The organism is Acidovorax sp. (assembly GCF_046339755.1).
Classification (GTDB): domain Bacteria; phylum Pseudomonadota; class Gammaproteobacteria; order Burkholderiales; family Burkholderiaceae_C; genus Acidovorax.
Genome location: NZ_JBKDTZ010000322.1, coordinates 48,531 through 65,938, shown reverse-complemented (window position 1 = coordinate 65,938; position 17,408 = coordinate 48,531). Strand labels below are relative to the sequence as shown.

At 67.0% G+C, this 17,408-nt stretch carries 21 protein-coding genes; 4 read left to right on the top strand and 17 right to left on the bottom strand.

All coding sequences use genetic code 11. The annotated features are described in order from the left end of the window. Positions 1-8: 8 nt before the first annotated feature. Genes ACK59X_RS28200 through ACK59X_RS28180 form a run of 5 tightly spaced genes read right to left on the bottom strand, consistent with a single transcriptional unit; the run spans position 9 to position 4,209 of the window. Positions 9-632, bottom strand: a complete 624-nt coding sequence (locus tag ACK59X_RS28200; RefSeq protein WP_409961826.1) for an SCO family protein — start codon at positions 630-632, stop codon at positions 9-11. A 14-nt stretch (positions 633-646) separates the two neighbouring features. Continuing rightward, positions 647-1,549: a heme o synthase gene (cyoE, locus tag ACK59X_RS28195; protein WP_409961825.1), complete on the bottom strand. Its 903-nt coding sequence runs from the start codon at positions 1,547-1,549 to the stop codon at positions 647-649. Next, a complete protein-coding gene (locus tag ACK59X_RS28190; protein ID WP_409961824.1) occupies positions 1,546-2,748 on the bottom strand; it encodes a COX15/CtaA family protein in 1,203 nt (400 codons plus the stop codon). The genes cyoE and ACK59X_RS28190 overlap by 4 nt, the downstream gene beginning before the upstream one ends. Further along, positions 2,745-3,497: a hypothetical protein gene (locus ACK59X_RS28185; RefSeq protein WP_409961823.1), complete on the bottom strand. Its 753-nt coding sequence runs from the start codon at positions 3,495-3,497 to the stop codon at positions 2,745-2,747. Before ACK59X_RS28185 ends, ACK59X_RS28190 begins: the two co-directional genes overlap by 4 nt. After that, entirely contained in the window at positions 3,439-4,209 is a 771-nt protein-coding gene (locus ACK59X_RS28180; protein ID WP_409961822.1) for an SURF1 family protein, read from the bottom strand. The genes ACK59X_RS28185 and ACK59X_RS28180 overlap by 59 nt, the downstream gene beginning before the upstream one ends. Positions 4,210-4,224: 15 nt before the next feature. On the opposite strand from ACK59X_RS28180, the gene ACK59X_RS28175 reads away from it, so the two are divergent. Then, on the top strand, positions 4,225-4,455 hold the full coding sequence (locus ACK59X_RS28175) for a twin transmembrane helix small protein (protein WP_409961821.1): 231 nt from the start codon (positions 4,225-4,227) through the stop codon (positions 4,453-4,455). Between the two features lie 66 nt (positions 4,456-4,521). Here the strand turns inward: ACK59X_RS28175 and ACK59X_RS28170 are convergent, their stop codons facing one another. The 8 genes from ACK59X_RS28170 to ACK59X_RS28135 all read right to left on the bottom strand — a co-directional run bounded on the left by ACK59X_RS28170 (position 4,522) and on the right by ACK59X_RS28135 (position 10,925). Beyond that, the gene (locus ACK59X_RS28170; protein ID WP_409961820.1) at positions 4,522-5,403 is read right to left on the bottom strand and encodes a cytochrome c oxidase subunit 3; all 882 of its coding nucleotides are present in this window, start codon (positions 5,401-5,403) and stop codon (positions 4,522-4,524) included. A 97-nt stretch (positions 5,404-5,500) separates the two neighbouring features. Continuing rightward, positions 5,501-5,707, bottom strand: a complete 207-nt coding sequence (locus tag ACK59X_RS28165) for a DUF2970 domain-containing protein (RefSeq protein WP_409961819.1) — start codon at positions 5,705-5,707, stop codon at positions 5,501-5,503. Continuing rightward, on the bottom strand, positions 5,704-6,333 hold the full coding sequence (locus ACK59X_RS28160; protein ID WP_409961818.1) for a cytochrome c oxidase assembly protein: 630 nt from the start codon (positions 6,331-6,333) through the stop codon (positions 5,704-5,706). Before ACK59X_RS28160 ends, ACK59X_RS28165 begins: the two co-directional genes overlap by 4 nt. 37 nt (positions 6,334-6,370) lie before the next feature. Next, entirely contained in the window at positions 6,371-6,490 is a 120-nt protein-coding gene (locus ACK59X_RS28155; protein WP_007859051.1) for a cytochrome oxidase small assembly protein, read from the bottom strand. A 5-nt stretch (positions 6,491-6,495) separates the two neighbouring features. Beyond that, the gene (gene ctaD / locus ACK59X_RS28150; protein WP_409961817.1) at positions 6,496-8,127 is read right to left on the bottom strand and encodes a cytochrome c oxidase subunit I; all 1,632 of its coding nucleotides are present in this window, start codon (positions 8,125-8,127) and stop codon (positions 6,496-6,498) included. 33 nt (positions 8,128-8,160) lie between these two features. Next, on the bottom strand, positions 8,161-9,330 hold the full coding sequence (gene coxB, locus ACK59X_RS28145; protein WP_409961816.1) for a cytochrome c oxidase subunit II: 1,170 nt from the start codon (positions 9,328-9,330) through the stop codon (positions 8,161-8,163). 60 nt (positions 9,331-9,390) lie between these two features. Next, positions 9,391-9,867, bottom strand: a complete 477-nt coding sequence (locus ACK59X_RS28140) for a DUF2244 domain-containing protein (protein WP_409961815.1) — start codon at positions 9,865-9,867, stop codon at positions 9,391-9,393. 149 nt (positions 9,868-10,016) lie between these two features. Beyond that, entirely contained in the window at positions 10,017-10,925 is a 909-nt protein-coding gene (locus tag ACK59X_RS28135) for a biotin synthase (protein ID WP_409961814.1), read from the bottom strand. A gap of 37 nt (positions 10,926-10,962) precedes the next feature. Here ACK59X_RS28135 and ACK59X_RS28130 point away from each other — a divergent pair, with 37 nt between their 5' ends. Both ACK59X_RS28130 and ACK59X_RS28125 read left to right on the top strand, forming a co-directional pair. Further along, on the top strand, positions 10,963-11,727 hold the full coding sequence (locus ACK59X_RS28130) for a ComF family protein (RefSeq protein WP_409961813.1): 765 nt from the start codon (positions 10,963-10,965) through the stop codon (positions 11,725-11,727). 51 nt (positions 11,728-11,778) lie between these two features. Continuing rightward, the gene (locus ACK59X_RS28125) at positions 11,779-12,300 is read left to right on the top strand and encodes a tRNA (cytidine(34)-2'-O)-methyltransferase (RefSeq protein WP_409961812.1); all 522 of its coding nucleotides are present in this window, start codon (positions 11,779-11,781) and stop codon (positions 12,298-12,300) included. Here the strand turns inward: ACK59X_RS28125 and ACK59X_RS28120 are convergent. The 4 genes from ACK59X_RS28120 to ACK59X_RS28105 all read right to left on the bottom strand — a co-directional run bounded on the left by ACK59X_RS28120 (position 12,288) and on the right by ACK59X_RS28105 (position 15,328). Then, positions 12,288-13,229 carry a LysR family transcriptional regulator gene (locus ACK59X_RS28120; RefSeq protein WP_409961811.1) on the bottom strand — a complete coding sequence of 314 codons (942 nt, stop codon included), beginning with the start codon at positions 13,227-13,229 and terminating at the stop codon, positions 12,288-12,290. The two genes, ACK59X_RS28125 and ACK59X_RS28120, sit on opposite strands and share 13 nt — an antisense overlap. Before the next feature lie 47 nt (positions 13,230-13,276). Beyond that, positions 13,277-13,741, bottom strand: a complete 465-nt coding sequence (locus ACK59X_RS28115; protein WP_409961810.1) for a MaoC family dehydratase — start codon at positions 13,739-13,741, stop codon at positions 13,277-13,279. A 60-nt stretch (positions 13,742-13,801) separates the two neighbouring features. Next, positions 13,802-14,419 (bottom strand): ParA family protein, encoded by a 618-nt coding sequence (locus ACK59X_RS28110; protein ID WP_145695665.1) that lies wholly within the window; start codon positions 14,417-14,419, stop codon positions 13,802-13,804. A gap of 270 nt (positions 14,420-14,689) precedes the next feature. Then, entirely contained in the window at positions 14,690-15,328 is a 639-nt protein-coding gene (locus ACK59X_RS28105) for a LysE family transporter (protein WP_409961809.1), read from the bottom strand. Positions 15,329-15,499: 171 nt separating this feature from the next. Between ACK59X_RS28105 and kefC the strand changes: the two genes are divergently transcribed. Beyond that, positions 15,500-17,389: a glutathione-regulated potassium-efflux system protein KefC gene (gene kefC, locus ACK59X_RS28100; RefSeq protein WP_409961808.1), complete on the top strand. Its 1,890-nt coding sequence runs from the start codon at positions 15,500-15,502 to the stop codon at positions 17,387-17,389. The last annotated feature ends 19 nt before the right edge of the window (positions 17,390-17,408 follow it).

The window sequence follows — 17,408 nt, the reverse complement described above, 5'->3', positions numbered from 1 at the left end:
GGCTGCGCTCAGGCAGCGGCGTTCAGCAGCGCGCGCACATCCTCGGTCAGCGCCTGCGCGCCGCTGCCGTAGCGGTTGTAGATGCGCAGGCGGGCGGCCGTGTCGTACACGTAGCTGCCGGCCGAGTGGTCCATGCTGTAGCTGGTGGGGGTCTTGCCCTCGACCTTCTTGTAGTAGATCTTGAAGTCCTTGGCCACGGCAGCCAGTTGCTCGGGCGAGCCGCGCAACGCCAGGAAGCCCGGGTCGAAGTTGGCCATGTAGGCCTTGAGCACCTCGGGGGTGTCACGCTCCGGGTCCACGGTGACGAACAGGCCCTGCAACTTGTCGCCATCCTTGCCCAGCGCCTTCTTCACCTCGGCCAGTTCAGACATTGCGGTGGGGCAGACGTCGGGGCACTGGGTGAAGCCGAAGAACACCACCACCACCTTGCCCGCAAAGTCCTTCATGCTGCGCATCTGGCCGTTGTGGTCGGGCAGCGGCAGGTCGCGCGCATAGTCGGCGCCGGTGATGTCCACGCCGCGGAACTGCAGGGCCTGGCCCTTCTTGTCGCCGCAGGCGGTAAGCAGCGCCCCGCTGGCGAGTGCTGCGGTGCCCAGGGCGATGGCTTTCAAGGCGTTTCGTTTGTGCATCATGGGGTGGTGCGTCATCAGAGCACGTAGTGGTCCACCAGCAGGGCTGCGAACAGCACGCTCAGGTGGATGAGGGAAAAGCGGAAGGTCTTGCGCGCGAGTTCGTCCGAGTACTTGCGCCACAGCGCGAAGCCGTAGCCGCAAAAGCCCGCGGAGAGAACCACGGCGGCGATCAGGTAGATCCAAGAGCTCATGCCGTAGACAAAGGGCATCAGGCAGCCCGCGAACAGGATCAGCGTATAGAGGAACACCTGCAGCCGCGTGAACTCGTTGCCATGCGTCACGGGCAGCATGGGCAGGCCGGACTTGCGGTAGTCCTCCACGCGGTACAGCGCCAGGGCCCAGAAGTGCGGCGGCGTCCACAGGAAGATGATGAGGAACAGGATCAGCGCCTCGGGACCCACGTCGCCCGTCATGGACGACCAGCCCAGCACCGGCGGCATGGCGCCCGAGGCCCCGCCGATCACGATGTTCTGCGGCGTGGCGGGCTTGAGGATCACGGTGTAGATGACCGCGTAGCCGACGAAAGTGGCAAACGTGAGCCACATGGTCAGCGGGTTCACGGCGAAGTACAGCAGGGCTGATCCCGCGCCGCACAGGATGGCCGAGAACAGCAGGGTCTGCACGTTGGACAGCTCGCCCTTGGCTGTGGGACGCCAGGCGGTGCGCTTCATCTTGGCGTCGATGCCCTGCTCCACGATGCAGTTGAAGGCGGCGGCAGCACCGGCCACCAGCCACACGCCCAGGCAGGCGATGGCCATGCGGCCGAGCTGCTGGGCGGTAGGCAGGCCGGGCACGGCCAGCACCATGCCGATGAGCGCGCAGAACACGATGAGCTGCACCACGCGGGGCTTGGTCAGGGCATAGAACTGGGCCACGCGCGAGGGCGGCGACGAAAGGGCGGCGGGGGCGACACTCATGCGGACACTCTTCTCGATGCGCCCTGCGGCGCCGGGGATTCTTCGGGGGCGGCAGCGGCAGCGGACCGGCTGGACGCGAGCGCCCAGGTCAGCACCACCACCAGGGCGGCGGCGCCGCCTGTGTGCAGCACGGCGGCCAGCAGCGGCCAGTCGAGCACCACGTTGGACAGCCCGGTGGCCAGTTGCGCCAGCGACAGCGCCAGCAGCCAGCGCGTCTGCACCGGCAACACGGCCGCCTTGCGCAGGCGCCACACCAGCGCCAGCAGCGCGGCCAGCACCAGGTAGGCCATGAGCCGGTGCGCGTAGTGGATGGCCGTGAGGCCGGCAAAGCTGATGTGTGTGCCGTCCTGCAGCATGCCCAGCTCGCGCCAGACCTGGAAGCCCTGCGCAAAGTCCATGGCCGGCCACCAGCTGCCCTGGCAGGTGGGGAAGGTGGTGCAGGCGAGCACGGCGTAGTTGGTGCTCACCCAGCCGCCCAGCACGATCTGCACGGACACCAGCACAGTGGTCCACAGCAGGCCCTGGCGCAGTGCCGGGGCAATGCGCTCGGCCATCCGGCCCTGCGCCCAGTGCGCATGGCGCACGGCCTGCACGCACAGCAGGGCCAGCAGCACCAGGCCGCCGATGAGGTGCAGGGTGACGATGGCCGGGAACAGCTTCATGGTGACCGTGAGCGCGCCGAACGCGCCCTGCAGGCACACCCAGAACAGCGTGAAGGTGGGCCACCAGGGGCTGATGGGCGGCTCGGCAGCACCCTGGCCCGGTGCCTGCTGCCGTGCCTGGCGGCGCTGCACCCACGAGGACACGGTGATCACGATGATGAGCACACCCACGCCCGTGGCCAGGTAGCGGTGCACCATCTCCACCCAGGCCTTGCCGTGGGTGACGGGGCCGGTCGGCATGGCCTCCTGTGCGGCGGCGATCTCGGCACGCGCGCCCACCGGGCTGGCATTGCCGTAGCAGCCGGGCCAGTCGGGGCAGCCCAGGCCCGAATCGGTGAGCCGCGTGAAGGCGCCGAACAGCACCAGATCGAAGGTGAGGAACAGCGTGAGCACGGTGAGCGCCTGCAGGCGCTTGAGCGGCGTGCTCTTGCGGTTGCGCAGCCACACCCAGACCAGCGGGCCCAGGGCGATGATCACGCCCAGCAGCATGAGCCGGGCCAGCGGCGCCAGGTCGTACAGGGGCTGGGTATCGGTCATGGCTTGGCGGGCCGGCCGGCCTCGTCCCAGGAGGAAGAGGCGCGCAGCAGGCGGTCCAGGTCGCGCTTGGCCTGGGCCGCGCCGCTGCGGTCCATGGCGGCGGGAAAGCGCATCATGAAGTTGCCCATGGGGTCGACCACGTAGATGTGGTCCTGCAGGGCATGGCCGGCGGCAGGCGCCAGCCAGGCGGCCAGGGCCTCTGGTGCCAGGCGCAGCACGGTGGCCTGCTGCAGGGCCGGGGCCAAGAGCGGCGGCGGCAGGGCGGCGTCGTTGACGAGCCAGACCCATTCCACGCGATCCTTCTCGCGGCCCAGGGTCTCGCGCAGCTGGCGCTGCAGGTACAGGTGCTTCTGGCAGGCGTCGTTGCAGTCGCCGCCGGCCACGCTCACCAGCAGCCACTGGCCCTTGAGCGAGGCCAGGGGCACCGGCTTGCCATCGAGCGCAGTGCCCACCAGCGCGGGCATGCTGCGCTGGGGATCGATGAGCTCGCCATAGACGCGGCGCCCCTCGGGCCGGATCACGTAGTAGGTGAAGTATGAAGCGATGACCGGGGCGGCGCAGATCAGCAGCACGCCGAACATCTTGAGGCGGCCATGGCGTGTGCGCTGGCTGGTGATGACGGCCTCGCCCGCCTCGGGCAGGCTGTGCACGGTGAGCCCCAGCGGGTGGGCGACCCCGCTGCCAGGGCGCTCAGGCACCTGGCTGGCGGCGTGGGCGAAGGAAGCGTCGGACGATTTGGAACCAGACATAGAGGAGTGCAATCAGGCCGCAGAGCCCGAACCATTGAAATGCATAGCCATAGTGTTTGTCGACGCCCGCGCCGATCACCGGCCAGTCGCGCAGCAGACCTTCGGCAGCACCCCCGGTCTGCAAAACCGTGAGGGGCGCCAGCGCCAGGCCGGTCTCTGCCCCGAAGGCAGCCAGGTCGAGATTTTGCCGGATGCGGGAAGACCCCTTGGCGCTGTCGCCGCCTTCGAACTCGTACAGGCGCGAAGGGGGCGGCGCCACGCGGCCCGTGAGCTGTACCAGGCCCGGGTCCGTCTGCACCGGCGGCAGCTGCATGCGGTCCTGGAAATTGCGCGGCGCCCAGCCGCGCTGCACCAGCACCACGGCGCCAGGATCACCCTCGAGCCGCAAGGGGGTGAGCACAAAGAAGCCGGGCCGGCCCTGCATCTGCCGGTTGTCCAGGTACACGGTGTGCTCGGGCAGCCAGGTGCCCTGCAGTTGCACGGCGCGGTGCACCAGCGCCTGCCGAGCTTCGGGCGTGGCCGGCGCCAGCAACGCGCGGCCATCGATGGCCGGCTGGCGCGTGCGCTCGTCGATCTGGGCCTGCAGCGACTCTTTCTCGGCGGCGCGCGACAACTGCCAGCGCCCGAGCGATGCCGTGACCGCCATGCCAGCCAGGGCTGCGAGCAGGATCAGCCAGAAAAGCGGGCCCAGGGCGCGTTGCGTGCGTGTCACGGGATAATGTGCTCCATGAAATACCTCGTTGTGCTGGCCTTCATCGCCATCCTGGCCAGCCTGGCCTCGGCCCTGTTCTTCATGATGCGCGGCGGCAAGGATGCCGGCGACGACAAGGCCCGGGGCAGCCGCATGGCACGGGCGCTGGCGGTGCGGGTGGGGCTGTCCATCGTACTGTTCCTGTGCATTCTGGTGGCCTGGCAGCTGGGCTATATCCAGCCCACGGGACTGCCGGCCTCGCGCTGAACCCGCCCCGCTCCAGGGCGGCACAAAAAAAGCGCCTCGCGGCGCTTTTTTCGTTGGAGGCGTGGGTTACATCCAGTAGACCAGCACGTACAGGCCGAGCCAGACCACGTCCACGAAGTGCCAGTACCAGGCGGCGCCTTCGAAGCCAAAATGCTTCTCGGGGGTGAAGTGGCCCTTTTGCAGGCGCAAGGTGATGAACAGCAGCATCAGCATGCCCAGGAACACGTGGAAGCCGTGGAAGCCGGTGAGCATGAAGAAGGTGGAGCCGAACACGCCCGAACTGAGCTTGAGGTTCAGGTCGGTGTACAGGTGGTAGTACTCGTAGCCCTGCACGCACAGGAAGACGAAGCCCAGCAGCACGGTGGCCCACATGTAGGCGATGGTCTTGCCACGGTGGTTCTCGCGCAGCGCGTGGTGGGCGATGGTCAGCGTCACGCCCGAGGTCAGCAGCAGCGCGGTGTTGATGGTGGGTAGCCAGAAGGGACCCACGGTCTGGAAGGGTTCGACGATGCCGGCGGGCGAGGCCGTCATGCCGGCCGCCATGCTGGGCCACACGGCCTTGAAGTCGGGCCACAGCAGCGCGTTGTCCAGGCTGCCCAGGGCCGGCACCGAGTGCGCGCGTGCCCACCACAGGGCCGAGAAGAAGGCGCCGAAGAACATCACCTCGGAGAAGATGAACCAGCTCATGCTCCAGCGGTACGACAGGTCGATCTTGTGGCCGTACAGGCCGCCTTCGCTTTCGCGGATGGCGTCGCCAAACCACTGGTAGAGCACGAACAGCCACCAGACCAGGCCCAGCGCCAGGGAGTACTTGCCCCAGTCGTGGCCGTTGATCCACTGGCCTGCGCCCAGGATCACAAAGAACAGGCCGGCCGCCGCCATCGCCGGATGGCGCGACTCGGCGGGCACGTAGTAGTACGGTGTCGTTCCGGGGGTTGTTGCACTCATTTCAGCTCCTGAATCTCAAAATCTTTTGTTATCTATCTGTCTATCGGTATCCGTGGGGACGCTCGGTATCTCTGCTGTCTTGCCTATGCCGCCGCCGTCACACAATGAAGTTCACCAGGGCGATCAGCCCGATCACCAGCAGGAACACCGCGATGAGCCCGACCACGATGATGTGCACCGGGTTGAGCTTCTCGACGTCCTGCGCATATTCGCTGCCCTTGCGCATGCCGACGAAGGACCAGGCCACGGCGCGGATGGTGCGCAGCAGCGAGCCTTTGCGCTGCACCGGCGAGGGGGCATTCATGATCCGGCTCCTTGCAAGGCTGGCTGGAGCACCGGGGCGACTGCCGCGGTGGACTCAGGCGCGGCCGGTGTCTTGCCGCCCACCTCGAAGAAGGTGTAGGACAGGGTGATCGTCGTGACGTCCTTGGACAGGCGCGGGTCGATCACGAAGGCCACGGGCCATTCCTTCTTCTCGCCGGGCTCCAGCGTGTACTGGTTGAAGCAGAAGCACTCCAGCTTGTTGAAGTGCGCTGCCGCCTGGCGCGGTGCGTAGCTCGGAATGGCCTGTGCGGCCATGCGGCGATTCTGCACGTTCTGGAACTCGTACATCACCGTGGTCAGCTCGCCGGGGTGCACCTGCACCGAGCGCTGCGCGGGCTTGAAGTCCCAGGGGCCGCGTGCATTGGCGTCGAACTCGACGGTGATGGTGCGGCTCTTGTCCACCTGCGTGTTGGCGGGGATCTTCACATCCTTGCCGGCCACGCCATTGCCGGGCACCTGGCGCTCGGACAGCGACAGGATGTTGATCCCCGTCATCTCGCAGATGTGCTTGTAGATCGGGATCAGCACATAGCCGAAGGCGAACATGCCGGCCGCGATCACGACCAGCTTGCCGACCATCTTGGCGTTTTCGCGGCGCAGGTTCATGGTGTCGGGTCCAGGGCCTTTGGCTGTTGCTGCTGCTTCAGCGGGAGGACAGGAGGACCATCTTGACCATGAACCCGATGAAGAAGGCCGCAGCGATGGACGCCAGGATCAAACCCAGGCGCAGGTTGCTCTTCTTCTGTTCGGGGGTCGTGGGCATGGTCTTCAGCCGATCACGCGGGTCGCGGTAGCGTCCAGCTTGGGCGGGGTCTCGAAAGTGTGGAACGGTGCGGGCGAAGGCACTTCCCATTCCAGGCCTTCGGCGCCGTCCCAGGGCTTGGCGGGGGCCGCAGCGCCCTTGCCCATCATGGCAGGCAGCACGATGGCCAGGAAGAAGTACACCTGCATCAGGCCGAAGCCGAAGGCACCCACCGAGGCGATGGCGTTGAAGTCGGCGAACTGCATGGGGTAGTCGGCGTAGCGGCGGGGCATGCCGGCCAGGCCCAGGAAGTGCATCGGGAAGAAGGTGATGTTGAAGGTGATCAGCGAGCCCCAGAAGTGGATCTGGCCGCGCGTCTCGGAATACATGTGACCGGTCCACTTGGGCAGCCAGTAGTACACGCCTGCGAACATCGAGAACAGCGAGCCGGCCACCAGCACGTAGTGGAAGTGGGCCACCACGTAGTAGGTGTCCTGCAGCTGGATGTCGATGGGTGCCATGGCCAGGATCAGGCCGGTGAAGCCGCCCATCGTGAACACGAAGATGAAGCCCACGGCGAACAGCATCGGGGTCTCGAAGGTCATGGAGCCGCGCCACATGGTGGCGATCCAGTTGAAGATCTTCACGGCCGTGGGCACCGAGATCAGCATGGTGGCGTACATGAAGAACAGCTGGCCGGTCACGGGCATGCCGGTGGTGAACATGTGGTGCGCCCACACGATGAACGACAGGATGGCGATGGACGATGTGGCATACACCATGGAGGCGTAGCCGAACAGCTTCTTGCGCGCGAACGCGGGCACGATCTGGCTCACGATGCCGAAGGCCGGCAAGATCATGATGTACACCTCGGGGTGGCCGAAGAACCAGAAGATGTGCTGGTACATCACCGGGTCACCGCCGCCGGCGGGGTTGAAGAAGCTGGTGCCGAAATGGCGGTCCGTCAGCGTCATGGTGATGGCGCCGGCCAGCACGGGCATCACGGCGATCAGCAGGTAGGCGGTGATGAGCCAGGTCCAGGCGAACATGGGCATCTTCATCAGCGTCATGCCGGGGGCGCGCATGTTCAGGATGGTCACGATGATGTTGATCGAGCCCATGATGGACGAAGCACCCAGGATGTGCATCGCGAAGATGCCGGCGTCCATGGAGGGGCCCATCTGCAGCGTCAGCGGTGCGTACAGCGTCCAGCCAGCGGCGGGTGCGCCGCCGGGCATGAAGAACGAACTGACCAGCATGGCCGCGGCAGGAATCATCAGCCAGAAGCTGAAGTTGTTCATGCGCGCGAACGCCATGTCGGAGGCGCCGATCTGCAGCGGGATCATCCAGTTCGCGAAGCCCACGAAGGCCGGCATGATGGCGCCGAACACCATGATCAGGCCGTGCATGGTGGTGAGCTGGTTGAACAGCTCGGGGTTCACGAGCTGCAGGCCGGGCTGGAACAGCTCGGCGCGGATCAGCAGGGCCAGGATGCCGCCCACCATCAGCATGGCGAAGGCGAACAGCAGGTACAGGGTACCGATGTCCTTGTGGTTGGTGGCGAACACCCAGCGGCGCCAGCCGGTGGGGCCATGGTGGCCGTGGTCGTCGTGTGCGTGGTCGCCACCGTGCCCGTGGTTGTCAAGAACTGCGCTCATCTTGGTTTCCTCAATCAGTACGTTGGGCGGTGATCACTTGCCACGCTGGGCGACGACTTCGGCAGGCTGCACCAGCTGGCCGGTCTTGTTGGACCAGGTGTTCTTGGTGTAGGTGGCCACGGCCGCAAGGTCCGTATCGCTCAGCTGCGCCCATGATGGCATGGCGCCGTTGGCAGCACCCTTGAGCAGGATCTGGATCTGCTTGGCATGGTCGGTATCGAGCACCACAGCCGAGCCGTCCAGCGGCTTGATCGGGCCCGCGCCCTTGCCGTTGGCCTGGTGGCAGGCGGCGCAGTTGGCGGCGTAGACCTTCTCGCCGCGCTTCATGATGTCGTCCAGGGTCCAGACCTTGGTCGGGTCGTCCAGCTTGGCGGCGGCCTTCTTGCGCTGGTCGGCCACCCAGGCGGTGTAGTCCTCGGCGGAGACGACCTTCACATGGATGGGCATGTAGGCGTGTTCCTTGCCGCACAGCTCGGCGCACTGGCCATAGAAGTCGCCGATCTTCTCGGCACGGAACCAGGTGTCGCGCACGAAGCCGGGGATCGCATCCTGCTTGATGCCGAAGGCCGGCACCATGAAGGCGTGGATCACGTCGTTGGCGGTGGTGATGATGCGGATCTTCTTGTTGACCGGCACCACCATCGGGTTGTCCACCTTGAGCAGGTAGTCGGCGGGTGCCGCCTTGACGTCGCCGCTGTCGGACATCACACGGTGGCTGCTGTCCAGCGTGGAGATGAAGGCCAGGCCCTCGCCCTCGCCGGTGATGTAGTCATAGCCCCACTTCCACTGGTAGCCCGTGGTCTTGATGGTGAGGTCGGCATTGGTCGTATCCTTCTGGGCCACCAGCACCTTGGTGGCGGGCAGGGCCATGAGGATCACGATGATGAAGGGGATGATGGTCCAGATCACTTCGACGGTCACCGATTCATGGAAGTTGGCGGCCTTGGCGCCTTTGGACTGGCGATGCTTCCAGATGGAATAGAACATCACGGAGAACACGGCCACGAAGATCACCGTGCAGATGATGAGCATCATCCAATGCAGGAAATGCTGCTCCTCGGCAATCCTCGTGACCGGAGGATGCAGATTGAGCTGATTGACTGCAGGCCCGCCAGGCAGGTCTTGAACGGCATGGGCCACGCCACCTACCCATGTACCGGCGATCAGGAGCAGAGAAGCCAGCTTGTTGGAAATGCTCTTCATAGTTCTCATTTACTTCTAAGCCTCAAATTAACCAATCCCTGCTGGCGCTCCTGCGTGGGGTCAGGCTGCGCGCAAGGCCATGCGTATCTCCGATGCCAGTGCCGGTCGAAGCTCGGGGCGCACATAGCGCCCCACCTCCACCGATCGGCCCTGGCCAGACAGGGTGATCAGCGACCGGTCGCCGGTCTTGGGTTCTACGCGAACCCAGCTCCGGTCGAATTCGGCGCGTATCAGCTTGCCTGCTGTCTCCAACTCCACCACCAGGCGCGAGCCCTGCAGTGAAATCCTCTCGCCATCGGCCGCATGACGTCCGTACATGGCGAATGCCAATCCAACTACCACCATCTCCAGCCACGCGAAGGGCATGACCAGACGGGCTCCGAGCATCCAGAAGAACGTGGCGATGCCCAGCGACACAGCACACAGCGACAGGTACATCCAGCCCATCTGCGCGGGGGTGACCGAGCAGTTGCGGGCCAGGCGCCAATCGATGCGCTGGCCCGAGACCGTGGCAAAACGAAATACCAAGCCTGTCACCGGAGGTGCCCACAAGACTGCCGGCTGCAGACCACACCAGGAAAGCCACTGGCGCGGCATGCGCAGCCCGCTACGTTGCGCGGGAAGATGCCCGAAATCCCAATAACCCTGAATTGTAGCGTGCCTTGTTCCATGTCATTGACAGGCAGCTACCCGGTACTTCTACCTGTACCGGTGGCCAGCATGGCCCGCATGTCCTGCAGCGAAACCGCGCTGCTGGCGCTCATTTTCAGGCGCGGCGCGGGCTTGAAGGCATGGCCGTAGATGATTTCGAAAGTCAGCGCCAGCTGCCCGCCCTGCGCCGGGTCGGCCAGGTGCTGCACCAGGGCGGCGTGCAGGCGCTCGCGCCAGCCGCGCCCGCGCAGTGCGCCGAAGCGGCCGGGGTGCAGGTTGCAGCCCAGCTCGCGCAGCTCCTGCAGCAGGCGCTCGGGCGTGGCGAAGGTCAGCGTGATGCGCTCCATGTCCATCACCGGTTCGGCAAAGCCGGCGTGCACCAGCATGTCGCCCCAGTCGTGCATGTCGGTGAAGGCATGACCGGCGGGTGGCCAGCCCATGGCGGCGTAGACGCCGTGCAGCTCGCGCGCGGTGTCGGGCCCCAGGCACGAGAACATGAGGTAGCCATCTGTCGCCAGCGCCCGGTGCCACTGGCCGATCAGGTCCTGCGGGTCGGCCGCCATGTGCAGTGCCATGTTGGCCCAGAGCATCTGCACGCTGGCATCGGCGGGCAGGCCGAACTGCGGCACCGGCCCGGTCCAGCGCGCCGGGCTCCACCAGGGCCGGGCCAGCGCCTGTTCAGCCACGGGCACGCAATGCGCTGCCGTCTCGGCCACCTGGCAGGCCGCCTTGGGATAGCGGGCACTCACCAGCGCATGGCCCTGCAGACCGCCGCGCACGGGGTCCCAGTGACACCAGGCGGCGGGCGCCTGGCGTATCCACTGCAGGCGGTCCTCCATGCGGCGCGCCACCTCCTCGTGGAGCCAGGGGGCCATGGCAGGTGCGGCGGCGTGCCAGCGGGCTGCGGCCAGGGGGTCGATCGTGGGGGGGCGCTCTGTGGGCATGTCGTAGGAACCGGGGGTCCAACGAGTATATTGACTCATGCGGTTCAAGGCGTTCACGGGGCTATCCAGGCAATCGGGGCTGGGCCGCGGGCTCGATGCCCTGGCGCGCGCCCTGCCCAGCCAGTGCGCTGTCTGCCACGCCTGGCCCGCTACGCGCATCTGCACTGCCTGCACGGCGCGCTTTGCGCAGCCTGTTGCGCGCTGCACACGCTGCGCCCTGCGGGTGCCCGATGGCGTGCCGGTGTGCGGTGCCTGCCTGCGCTCTCCGCCGGTGCCCGACCGCTGCCTGGCTGCCGTGGATTACGGATACCCCTGGTCCGGCGCCGTGGCCGATTTCAAGTTCCGGGGCGATCCAGGCTGGGCCGGCACGCTGGCCGCGCTGATGCGCGGCGCGCCCGGGGTGCAGAGCGCACTGGACAACGCCGACCTGGTACTGCCGATTCCGCTGTCGCACGAACGGCTGTGCGAGCGCGGCTTCAACCAGGCCTGGCTGCTGGCCCGCGCCCTGTCACCCGCCACGGCGCAGGCCGGTGCGCTCGTACGCCTGCACACCGCGGATGCACAGGCCCGGCTGACCCGCGCGCAGCGGCTGCGCAATCTGCGCAGCGCCTTCGTGGTCGAACCCGCGCTGGCAGCCAGCCTGCGCGGGCGGCACCTGGCCTTGATCGACGACGTGATGACCACCGGCGCCACCATGGACGCCGCGGCCACCGCACTGCGCGAGGCAGGCTGTGCCTCGGTGGTGGCCCTGGTGCTTGCGCGCACGGAGCCGGGCGCAGGCACGCCGATGGACACCCCATAATTTGTTACAAGGTCGGCGCCCAGGGAACATGCTTCGCGTGAAAATACCTGCATGTTCCATATCGTCTTGGTCGAGCCCGAAATCCCGCCCAACACCGGCAACGTGATCCGGCTGGCGGCCAACACCGGCTGCACGCTGCACCTCATCGAGCCGCTGGGTTTTTCCATGGAAGACCGGCTCATGCGCCGCGCCGGCCTCGACTACCACGAGTACGCCTCGGTGCTGCGCCATTCGGGCTGGACGGCCTTCCTGCGCGATGCCCAGCCCGACCCCGCGCGCATGTTCGCCATGACCACGCACGGCTCGCAGGACCTGTTCGACAACTGCTTTCTGCCGGGCGACTGGCTGGTGTTCGGCGCCGAGACGCGTGGCCTGCCGCCCGAGCTGCGCGAGACCTTTCCGCCCGCCCAGCGCCTGCGCCTGCCCATGGTCGAGGGGCAGCGCAGTTTGAACCTGTCCAACGCGGTGGCGGTATCGGTGTTCGAGGCCTGGCGCCAGAACAGCTTTGGCGCCGCGGGCGCCTCGGCACCGGCGCCACTGGCGGCCGAGCTGGCCATGGTTCAGCCCGGCTGATAGCGCTGGTCGGCGATGGCCTGAGGCCCCTGCTCGGACATGAAGTCCAGGAACACCTTGGTGCGCGCCGGCAGCATGCGGCCCGAGGGCAGCGCCGCATACACCGTATAGCGCGAGACGATCCAATCGGGCAGCACGTGCACCAGCTCGCCGCTGGCCAGTTGCTCCTCGACCAGCAGGCGCGCCGTCACGGCCACGCCGGCGCCATCGATGGCTGCGCGCAGCAGCACGCCATTGCTGTCGGACTGCAGCACCGCGGGCGCATCCACCTCCTGCCAGTCGCCGTCGCCCACGGCCGGGTGCAGGCGCAGCTTGCGCCCGCCACCCATCTCGGAGCGCGCGGGCGCCCCCGTATCGCGCAGGTACTCGTGCTGCGCCAGGTCGGCGGGCTGCAGGGGCATGCCCTTGCGCGCCAGGTACTCGGGCGACGCCACGACGATGGCCTGGCCATGCAGCAGCGCGCGGGCCACGATGTTGGCGTCGAAATCCTCGCCCGCCACCATGAGGGTCACGTCGAACTCGTCGATGCGGCGCAGGGCCAGCGCATCGACGCTGATGTCCAGCATCAGCTTGGGATAGCGCGCATGCCACAGCGCGGTGAGCGGCGCAAGAAAATTGGTGGTGAGCACCGGCGGCGCCACGATGCGGATGGTGCCGCGCAAATCGCGCGTGCTGGCCACGGCCTCGGCCTCGGCATCGTCGATCTCGTTGAGGATGCTGCGCACGCGCTGCAAATAGACCTCGCCCGCATCGGTGAGGGCCACCTTGCGCGTGGTGCGCTGAAGCAGGCGCGTGCCCAGGTGCTGTTCCAGCTCGGCCACCATGCGCGTGACCACGGGGGGCGACATGTCGAGCGCGCGGGCAGCGGCGGCAAAGCCGCCCTCGTCGACCACGCGGTCGAAGACTTTCATGGCTTGCAGGCGGTCCATTTTTCAGCCCTCCTGCGAAAAGTGGGGGGGCGCTGGGCGCCCAGCCTTCAGGGCGCGGCCCCGTAGTTGCGGGCCAGCGATTCGGCCACGCACGCCGGCTTGTCGCTGCCCTCGCGCTCCACCGTCACCAGCCAGGTCATCTGCATGCCATCGGGTGCCAGCGGCTCGGCGGCCTGCAGGGTCAGGCGTGCGCGCACGCGGCTGCCCACGGGCACCGGCGAGGTGAAGCGCACCTTGTTCAGGCCATAGTTCACGCCCATGCGCGCACCCTCGATGCTGAGCCCCGACTCGAAGAAGCGCGGAATCAGCGACAGCGTGAGAAAGCCATGCGCAATCGGCGCGCCGAAGGGTCCGGCCTTGGCACGCTCGGGATCCACATGGATCCACTGGTGGTCGCCCGTGGCCTGGGCGAACAGGTTGACCTGTTCCTGCGTGATGGTGATCCAGTCGGTCACAGCGACCTCCTGGCCCACGCAGGCGCTGACTTCGGAGTAGGAGCGGAAGATTTTCATGGCCCCAATGTAGCGCCGGGCCCCGCCGTCCCATGTCGGCCGAGTGACAGGTACTAACCCTCATGCGTCCAGCCATTCGCAAATACCCTGCCACTGCTCCAGGTCGCGTGCCACGCGGCCCGGCGCCACGTCGAACAGCGTGAGCCCGTGCGCCGCCAAGTGGATGTAGTTCTGCGTGTCGCGCAGGTAGCCCAGCACCGGAAAGCCCAGGTTGTCCACGAACTGGTGCAGCTGGTCGGCCGCACGCGTGCGCGCATCGACGCGCATGCCCACGATGCCCACCTGCACCCCGTCGGCACGCTTGTGCTCGGCCAGCTGGTCCAGAAAGCCGCGCGTGGCGAAGATGTCGAACACGCTGGGCTGCAGGGGCACGATGATCTTGTCGGCGAGTTTGAGCACGTCGGTCAGGCGCCAGCCATGCAGCCCGGCCGAGGTGTCCAGCACCGCGTGCGTCGTGCCCTTGGGCGGCTTGCTGATCACGTCGGAGCTGACGTCCCACACCCCTATGGGCCGCGCGGCCGGCGGGCGCAGGCCCAGCCACAGGCGCGCGGATTGCTGGCGGTCGGTGTCGCCCAGAAGGACAGGGTGGCCCTGGCGCGCGTAGTAGCCCGCCACATTGGTCGACAGCGTGGACTTGCCCACGCCCCCCTTCGGGTTGGCAACGACGATCACGGGCATCACGAACTCCTTGCGTTGGGTCTGTCAATGAAAACAGGCACTCCAAAGTGCCTGCCGTGCTATGGCTCTAGTGCGATGCTACCCAATTGATAGCACAGTGCAAGCCGGTGTCCTGGGTTGTAAATTCGTTGAAGAAAGAAATCTGCCGAAATTGCTGCCAGGCTAGGCGCAAAGCACAGCCATGCCGGGTGGCATGGCGAGCATTTGCTTGCGACGCATGGCGGCGATTGTCGGGAGATTTCTTCAACGAATTTGCAACCGAGGACACCTTTAAGCGTGCTGTCCGCCGCGTTTCACGAAGAAGAGGCCGGCCCCGACGGCCATCAACAATCCTCCGAATACCCGGTTCTGCGTGCGCACGGCGCGCGCGCTGCGCATCAGCCGGCGCATGGCGCTGGCACCGGCGGCGTAGCCGTGCATCACGGTCACGTCCACAGCCACCGTGGTGGCGGCCATCACCAGCAGTTGCGTCCACAGCGGGCGCGTGTCGGTCATGAACTGGGGCAGCACGGCCACCATGAAGATGATGCCCTTGGGGTTGGTCGCGTTGGTCAGGAAGCCCGTGAGCACGCGCTTTTGCCACGTACCGGCCGGCTCCTGCTCGTCGCCCTGCAGCGGCGACGCATCGCCGGCACGCCACTGGCAAAAGCCTACCCAGATCAGGTAGCAGGCGCCCAACACCTTGACCACGTTGAACGCCACTTCGGACGCCAGCAGCAGCGAGCCCACGCCCGCCCCTGCGATCAGCAGGATGAGCAAGAGCCCCATCTGCAAGCCCAGGATGGTGGCGCCCGCCTTGCGAACGCCGAACGAGAGGCCGTGGCTCATGGACAGCACGGCGCCCGAACCGGGGGACACCGCAATCAGGCACGAGGCCGCGAAAAAAGCCAACCAGGTCTGGAAATCCATGGAACCACCACCACAAAAGCAAGGGCACGCATCTTATCAATGGCGGGCACCCTGGACCGTTTGCGGGCCAATTGCGCTACAAAAAGCAGAGCATTGGCCAGAATGCCAGAATGAATGCCGGGGCATGCAGCACATCGCCAACCACAACAAGCCGCCCCACCCGACCCGACCATGGAACACGCACCCACCTGGCTCACCTACGGTTTCCTGTACCTCACGGCCGCCGTGCTGGCCGTGCCCATTGCACAGGCGCTGGGCCTGGGCGCCATCATCGGCTACCTGGCGGCGGGCATCGCCATCGGGCCCTGGGGCCTGGCCCTGGTGAACAATGTGCAGGACATACTGCACTTCGCCGAGTTCGGCGTGGTGCTCATGCTGTTTCTGGTCGGGCTGGAGCTGCAGCCCAGCCGGCTGTGGGCGCTGCGCCGCCCCATCTTCGGCATGGGCACGGCCCAGGTGCTGGGCTGCGCGGCCGTGCTGTTCGGCCTGGCCTGCCTGGTGGGCCTGCCCTGGCGCGTGGGCCTGGTGGGGGCGCTGGGGCTGGCGCTGTCGTCCACCGCCATTGCCCTGCAAAGCCTGGCCGAGCGCAACCTGATGCGCACCGCCAGCGGGCAGGCGGGCTTTTCCATACTGCTGTTCCAGGACGTGGCGGCCATCCCCATCCTGGCGCTGCTGCCGCTGCTGGGCGCCGCCGCGGACGCAGGCGCCGCCAGCCACTCGCCGGGCGAGGTGGTGTGGGAGGTGGCCAAGATCGTCGGGGTGATCGCCGCCATCATTCTCGGCGGCCGCCTGCTGCTGCGCCCGCTGCTGCGCTGGATCGCCAAGAGCCGCACGCCCGAGGTCTTCACCGCCGCCGCGCTGCTGCTGGTGGTGGGCATCGCCATGCTGATGGTGATGGTCGGGCTGTCGATGGCGCTCGGGGCCTTCCTTGCCGGCGTGCTGCTGGCCGACAGCGAGTACCGGCGCGAACTGGAGGCCGACATCGAGCCCTTCAAGGGCCTGCTGCTGGGCCTGTTCTTCATTGCCGTGGGCATGAGCATCGACTTCGGTGTGCTCATGCGCTCGCCCTGGCTCATGGCCGGCATCCTGCTGGGCTTTCTGGCCTGCAAGGCGGTGGTGATCTATGCGCTGGCGCGCGCGGTCGGCATCCCCTACCAGGAGCGCCCGGTGTTCACCCTGCTGCTCGCCCAGGGCGGCGAGTTCGCCTTCGTCGTCTTCCAGGCCGCCGCCGGCGCCCAGGTCTTCCCGGCCGAAACCGCCTCGCTGCTCATCGGCGCCGTGGCGCTGTCGATGCTGCTGAGCCCCTTGCTGCTGGTGGTGCTGGACCGCGTGCTGCTGCGCCGTTATGCGAACCTCAAGGCCCCCGCCGCCGAAGAGATCTCGGAACCGCAGGACGCTCCCATCGTGATTGCCGGCTTCGGCCGCTACGGCCAGATCGTGGCGCGCGTGATGCTGATGCAGGGCATACGCACCACCGTGCTCGACCACAGCGTGGAGATGCTCGAAGTGGCCCGCACCTTCGGCTACCGCGTGCACTACGGTGACGCCACCCGGCTCGACCTGCTGCGCATCGCCGGCGCCGGGCAGGCGCGCATCCTCGTCATCGCGGTGGACGACCCCGAGCAGTCCGTCAAGATCGCCGCGCTGGCGCGCAAGCATTTTCCCCACCTCACCGTGGTGGCCCGCGCGCGCGACCTCACCCACTGGAACAAGCTGCGCGACGAGGGCGTGACCCTGGTGCAGCGCGAGCTGTTCGAGTCGAGCATGCACAGCGCCCGCACCGTGCTGGAACTCATGGGCCTTCCCCCCGACCAGGCCCAGGAGATGACGCGCCGCTTTCGCGAGCACAACATCGCCCTGTCGGACCGCATGTACCCGCACCACCGCGACCGCGCCAAGATGATCGCCGTGGCGCGCGAGGGACGCAACCAGTTGGCCGAGCAGATGGCGCGGGAGCGGCAGGAGGCTGCAGAGGCTGGGAGCGATGGTGCGTATCCCGGCTACGCGGTGTCAGGTGGTGCGCAAGAAGTTCCAGAAAAGGAGCGGACGCGGAAGGACTGATCGCCGACGGGCTGGTGGA

What these genes read in the sequence shown, in the direction of transcription:
- ACK59X_RS28200 (WP_409961826.1), bottom strand. Translation starts at nt 632, where the DNA reads ATGATGCACAAACGAAACGCCTTGAAAGCCATCGCCCTGGGCACCGCA.
- cyoE (WP_409961825.1), bottom strand. Translation starts at nt 1,549, where the DNA reads ATGAGTGTCGCCCCCGCCGCCCTTTCGTCGCCGCCCTCGCGCGTGGCC.
- ACK59X_RS28190 (WP_409961824.1), bottom strand. Translation starts at nt 2,748, where the DNA reads ATGACCGATACCCAGCCCCTGTACGACCTGGCGCCGCTGGCCCGGCTC.
- ACK59X_RS28185 (WP_409961823.1), bottom strand. Translation starts at nt 3,497, where the DNA reads ATGTCTGGTTCCAAATCGTCCGACGCTTCCTTCGCCCACGCCGCCAGC.
- ACK59X_RS28175 (WP_409961821.1), top strand. Translation starts at nt 4,225, where the DNA reads ATGAAATACCTCGTTGTGCTGGCCTTCATCGCCATCCTGGCCAGCCTG.
- ACK59X_RS28170 (WP_409961820.1), bottom strand. Translation starts at nt 5,403, where the DNA reads ATGAGTGCAACAACCCCCGGAACGACACCGTACTACTACGTGCCCGCC.
- ACK59X_RS28165 (WP_409961819.1), bottom strand. Translation starts at nt 5,707, where the DNA reads ATGAATGCCCCCTCGCCGGTGCAGCGCAAAGGCTCGCTGCTGCGCACC.
- ACK59X_RS28160 (WP_409961818.1), bottom strand. Translation starts at nt 6,333, where the DNA reads ATGAACCTGCGCCGCGAAAACGCCAAGATGGTCGGCAAGCTGGTCGTG.
- ACK59X_RS28155 (WP_007859051.1), bottom strand. Translation starts at nt 6,490, where the DNA reads ATGCCCACGACCCCCGAACAGAAGAAGAGCAACCTGCGCCTGGGTTTG.
- ctaD (WP_409961817.1), bottom strand. Translation starts at nt 8,127, where the DNA reads ATGAGCGCAGTTCTTGACAACCACGGGCACGGTGGCGACCACGCACAC.
- coxB (WP_409961816.1), bottom strand. Translation starts at nt 9,330, where the DNA reads ATGAAGAGCATTTCCAACAAGCTGGCTTCTCTGCTCCTGATCGCCGGT.
- ACK59X_RS28135 (WP_409961814.1), bottom strand. Translation starts at nt 10,925, where the DNA reads ATGCCCACAGAGCGCCCCCCCACGATCGACCCCCTGGCCGCAGCCCGC.
- ACK59X_RS28130 (WP_409961813.1), top strand. Translation starts at nt 10,963, where the DNA reads ATGCGGTTCAAGGCGTTCACGGGGCTATCCAGGCAATCGGGGCTGGGC.
- ACK59X_RS28125 (WP_409961812.1), top strand. Translation starts at nt 11,779, where the DNA reads ATGTTCCATATCGTCTTGGTCGAGCCCGAAATCCCGCCCAACACCGGC.
- ACK59X_RS28120 (WP_409961811.1), bottom strand. Translation starts at nt 13,229, where the DNA reads ATGGACCGCCTGCAAGCCATGAAAGTCTTCGACCGCGTGGTCGACGAG.
- ACK59X_RS28115 (WP_409961810.1), bottom strand. Translation starts at nt 13,741, where the DNA reads ATGAAAATCTTCCGCTCCTACTCCGAAGTCAGCGCCTGCGTGGGCCAG.
- ACK59X_RS28110 (WP_145695665.1), bottom strand. Translation starts at nt 14,419, where the DNA reads ATGCCCGTGATCGTCGTTGCCAACCCGAAGGGGGGCGTGGGCAAGTCC.
- ACK59X_RS28105 (WP_409961809.1), bottom strand. Translation starts at nt 15,328, where the DNA reads ATGGATTTCCAGACCTGGTTGGCTTTTTTCGCGGCCTCGTGCCTGATT.
- kefC (WP_409961808.1), top strand. Translation starts at nt 15,500, where the DNA reads ATGGAACACGCACCCACCTGGCTCACCTACGGTTTCCTGTACCTCACG.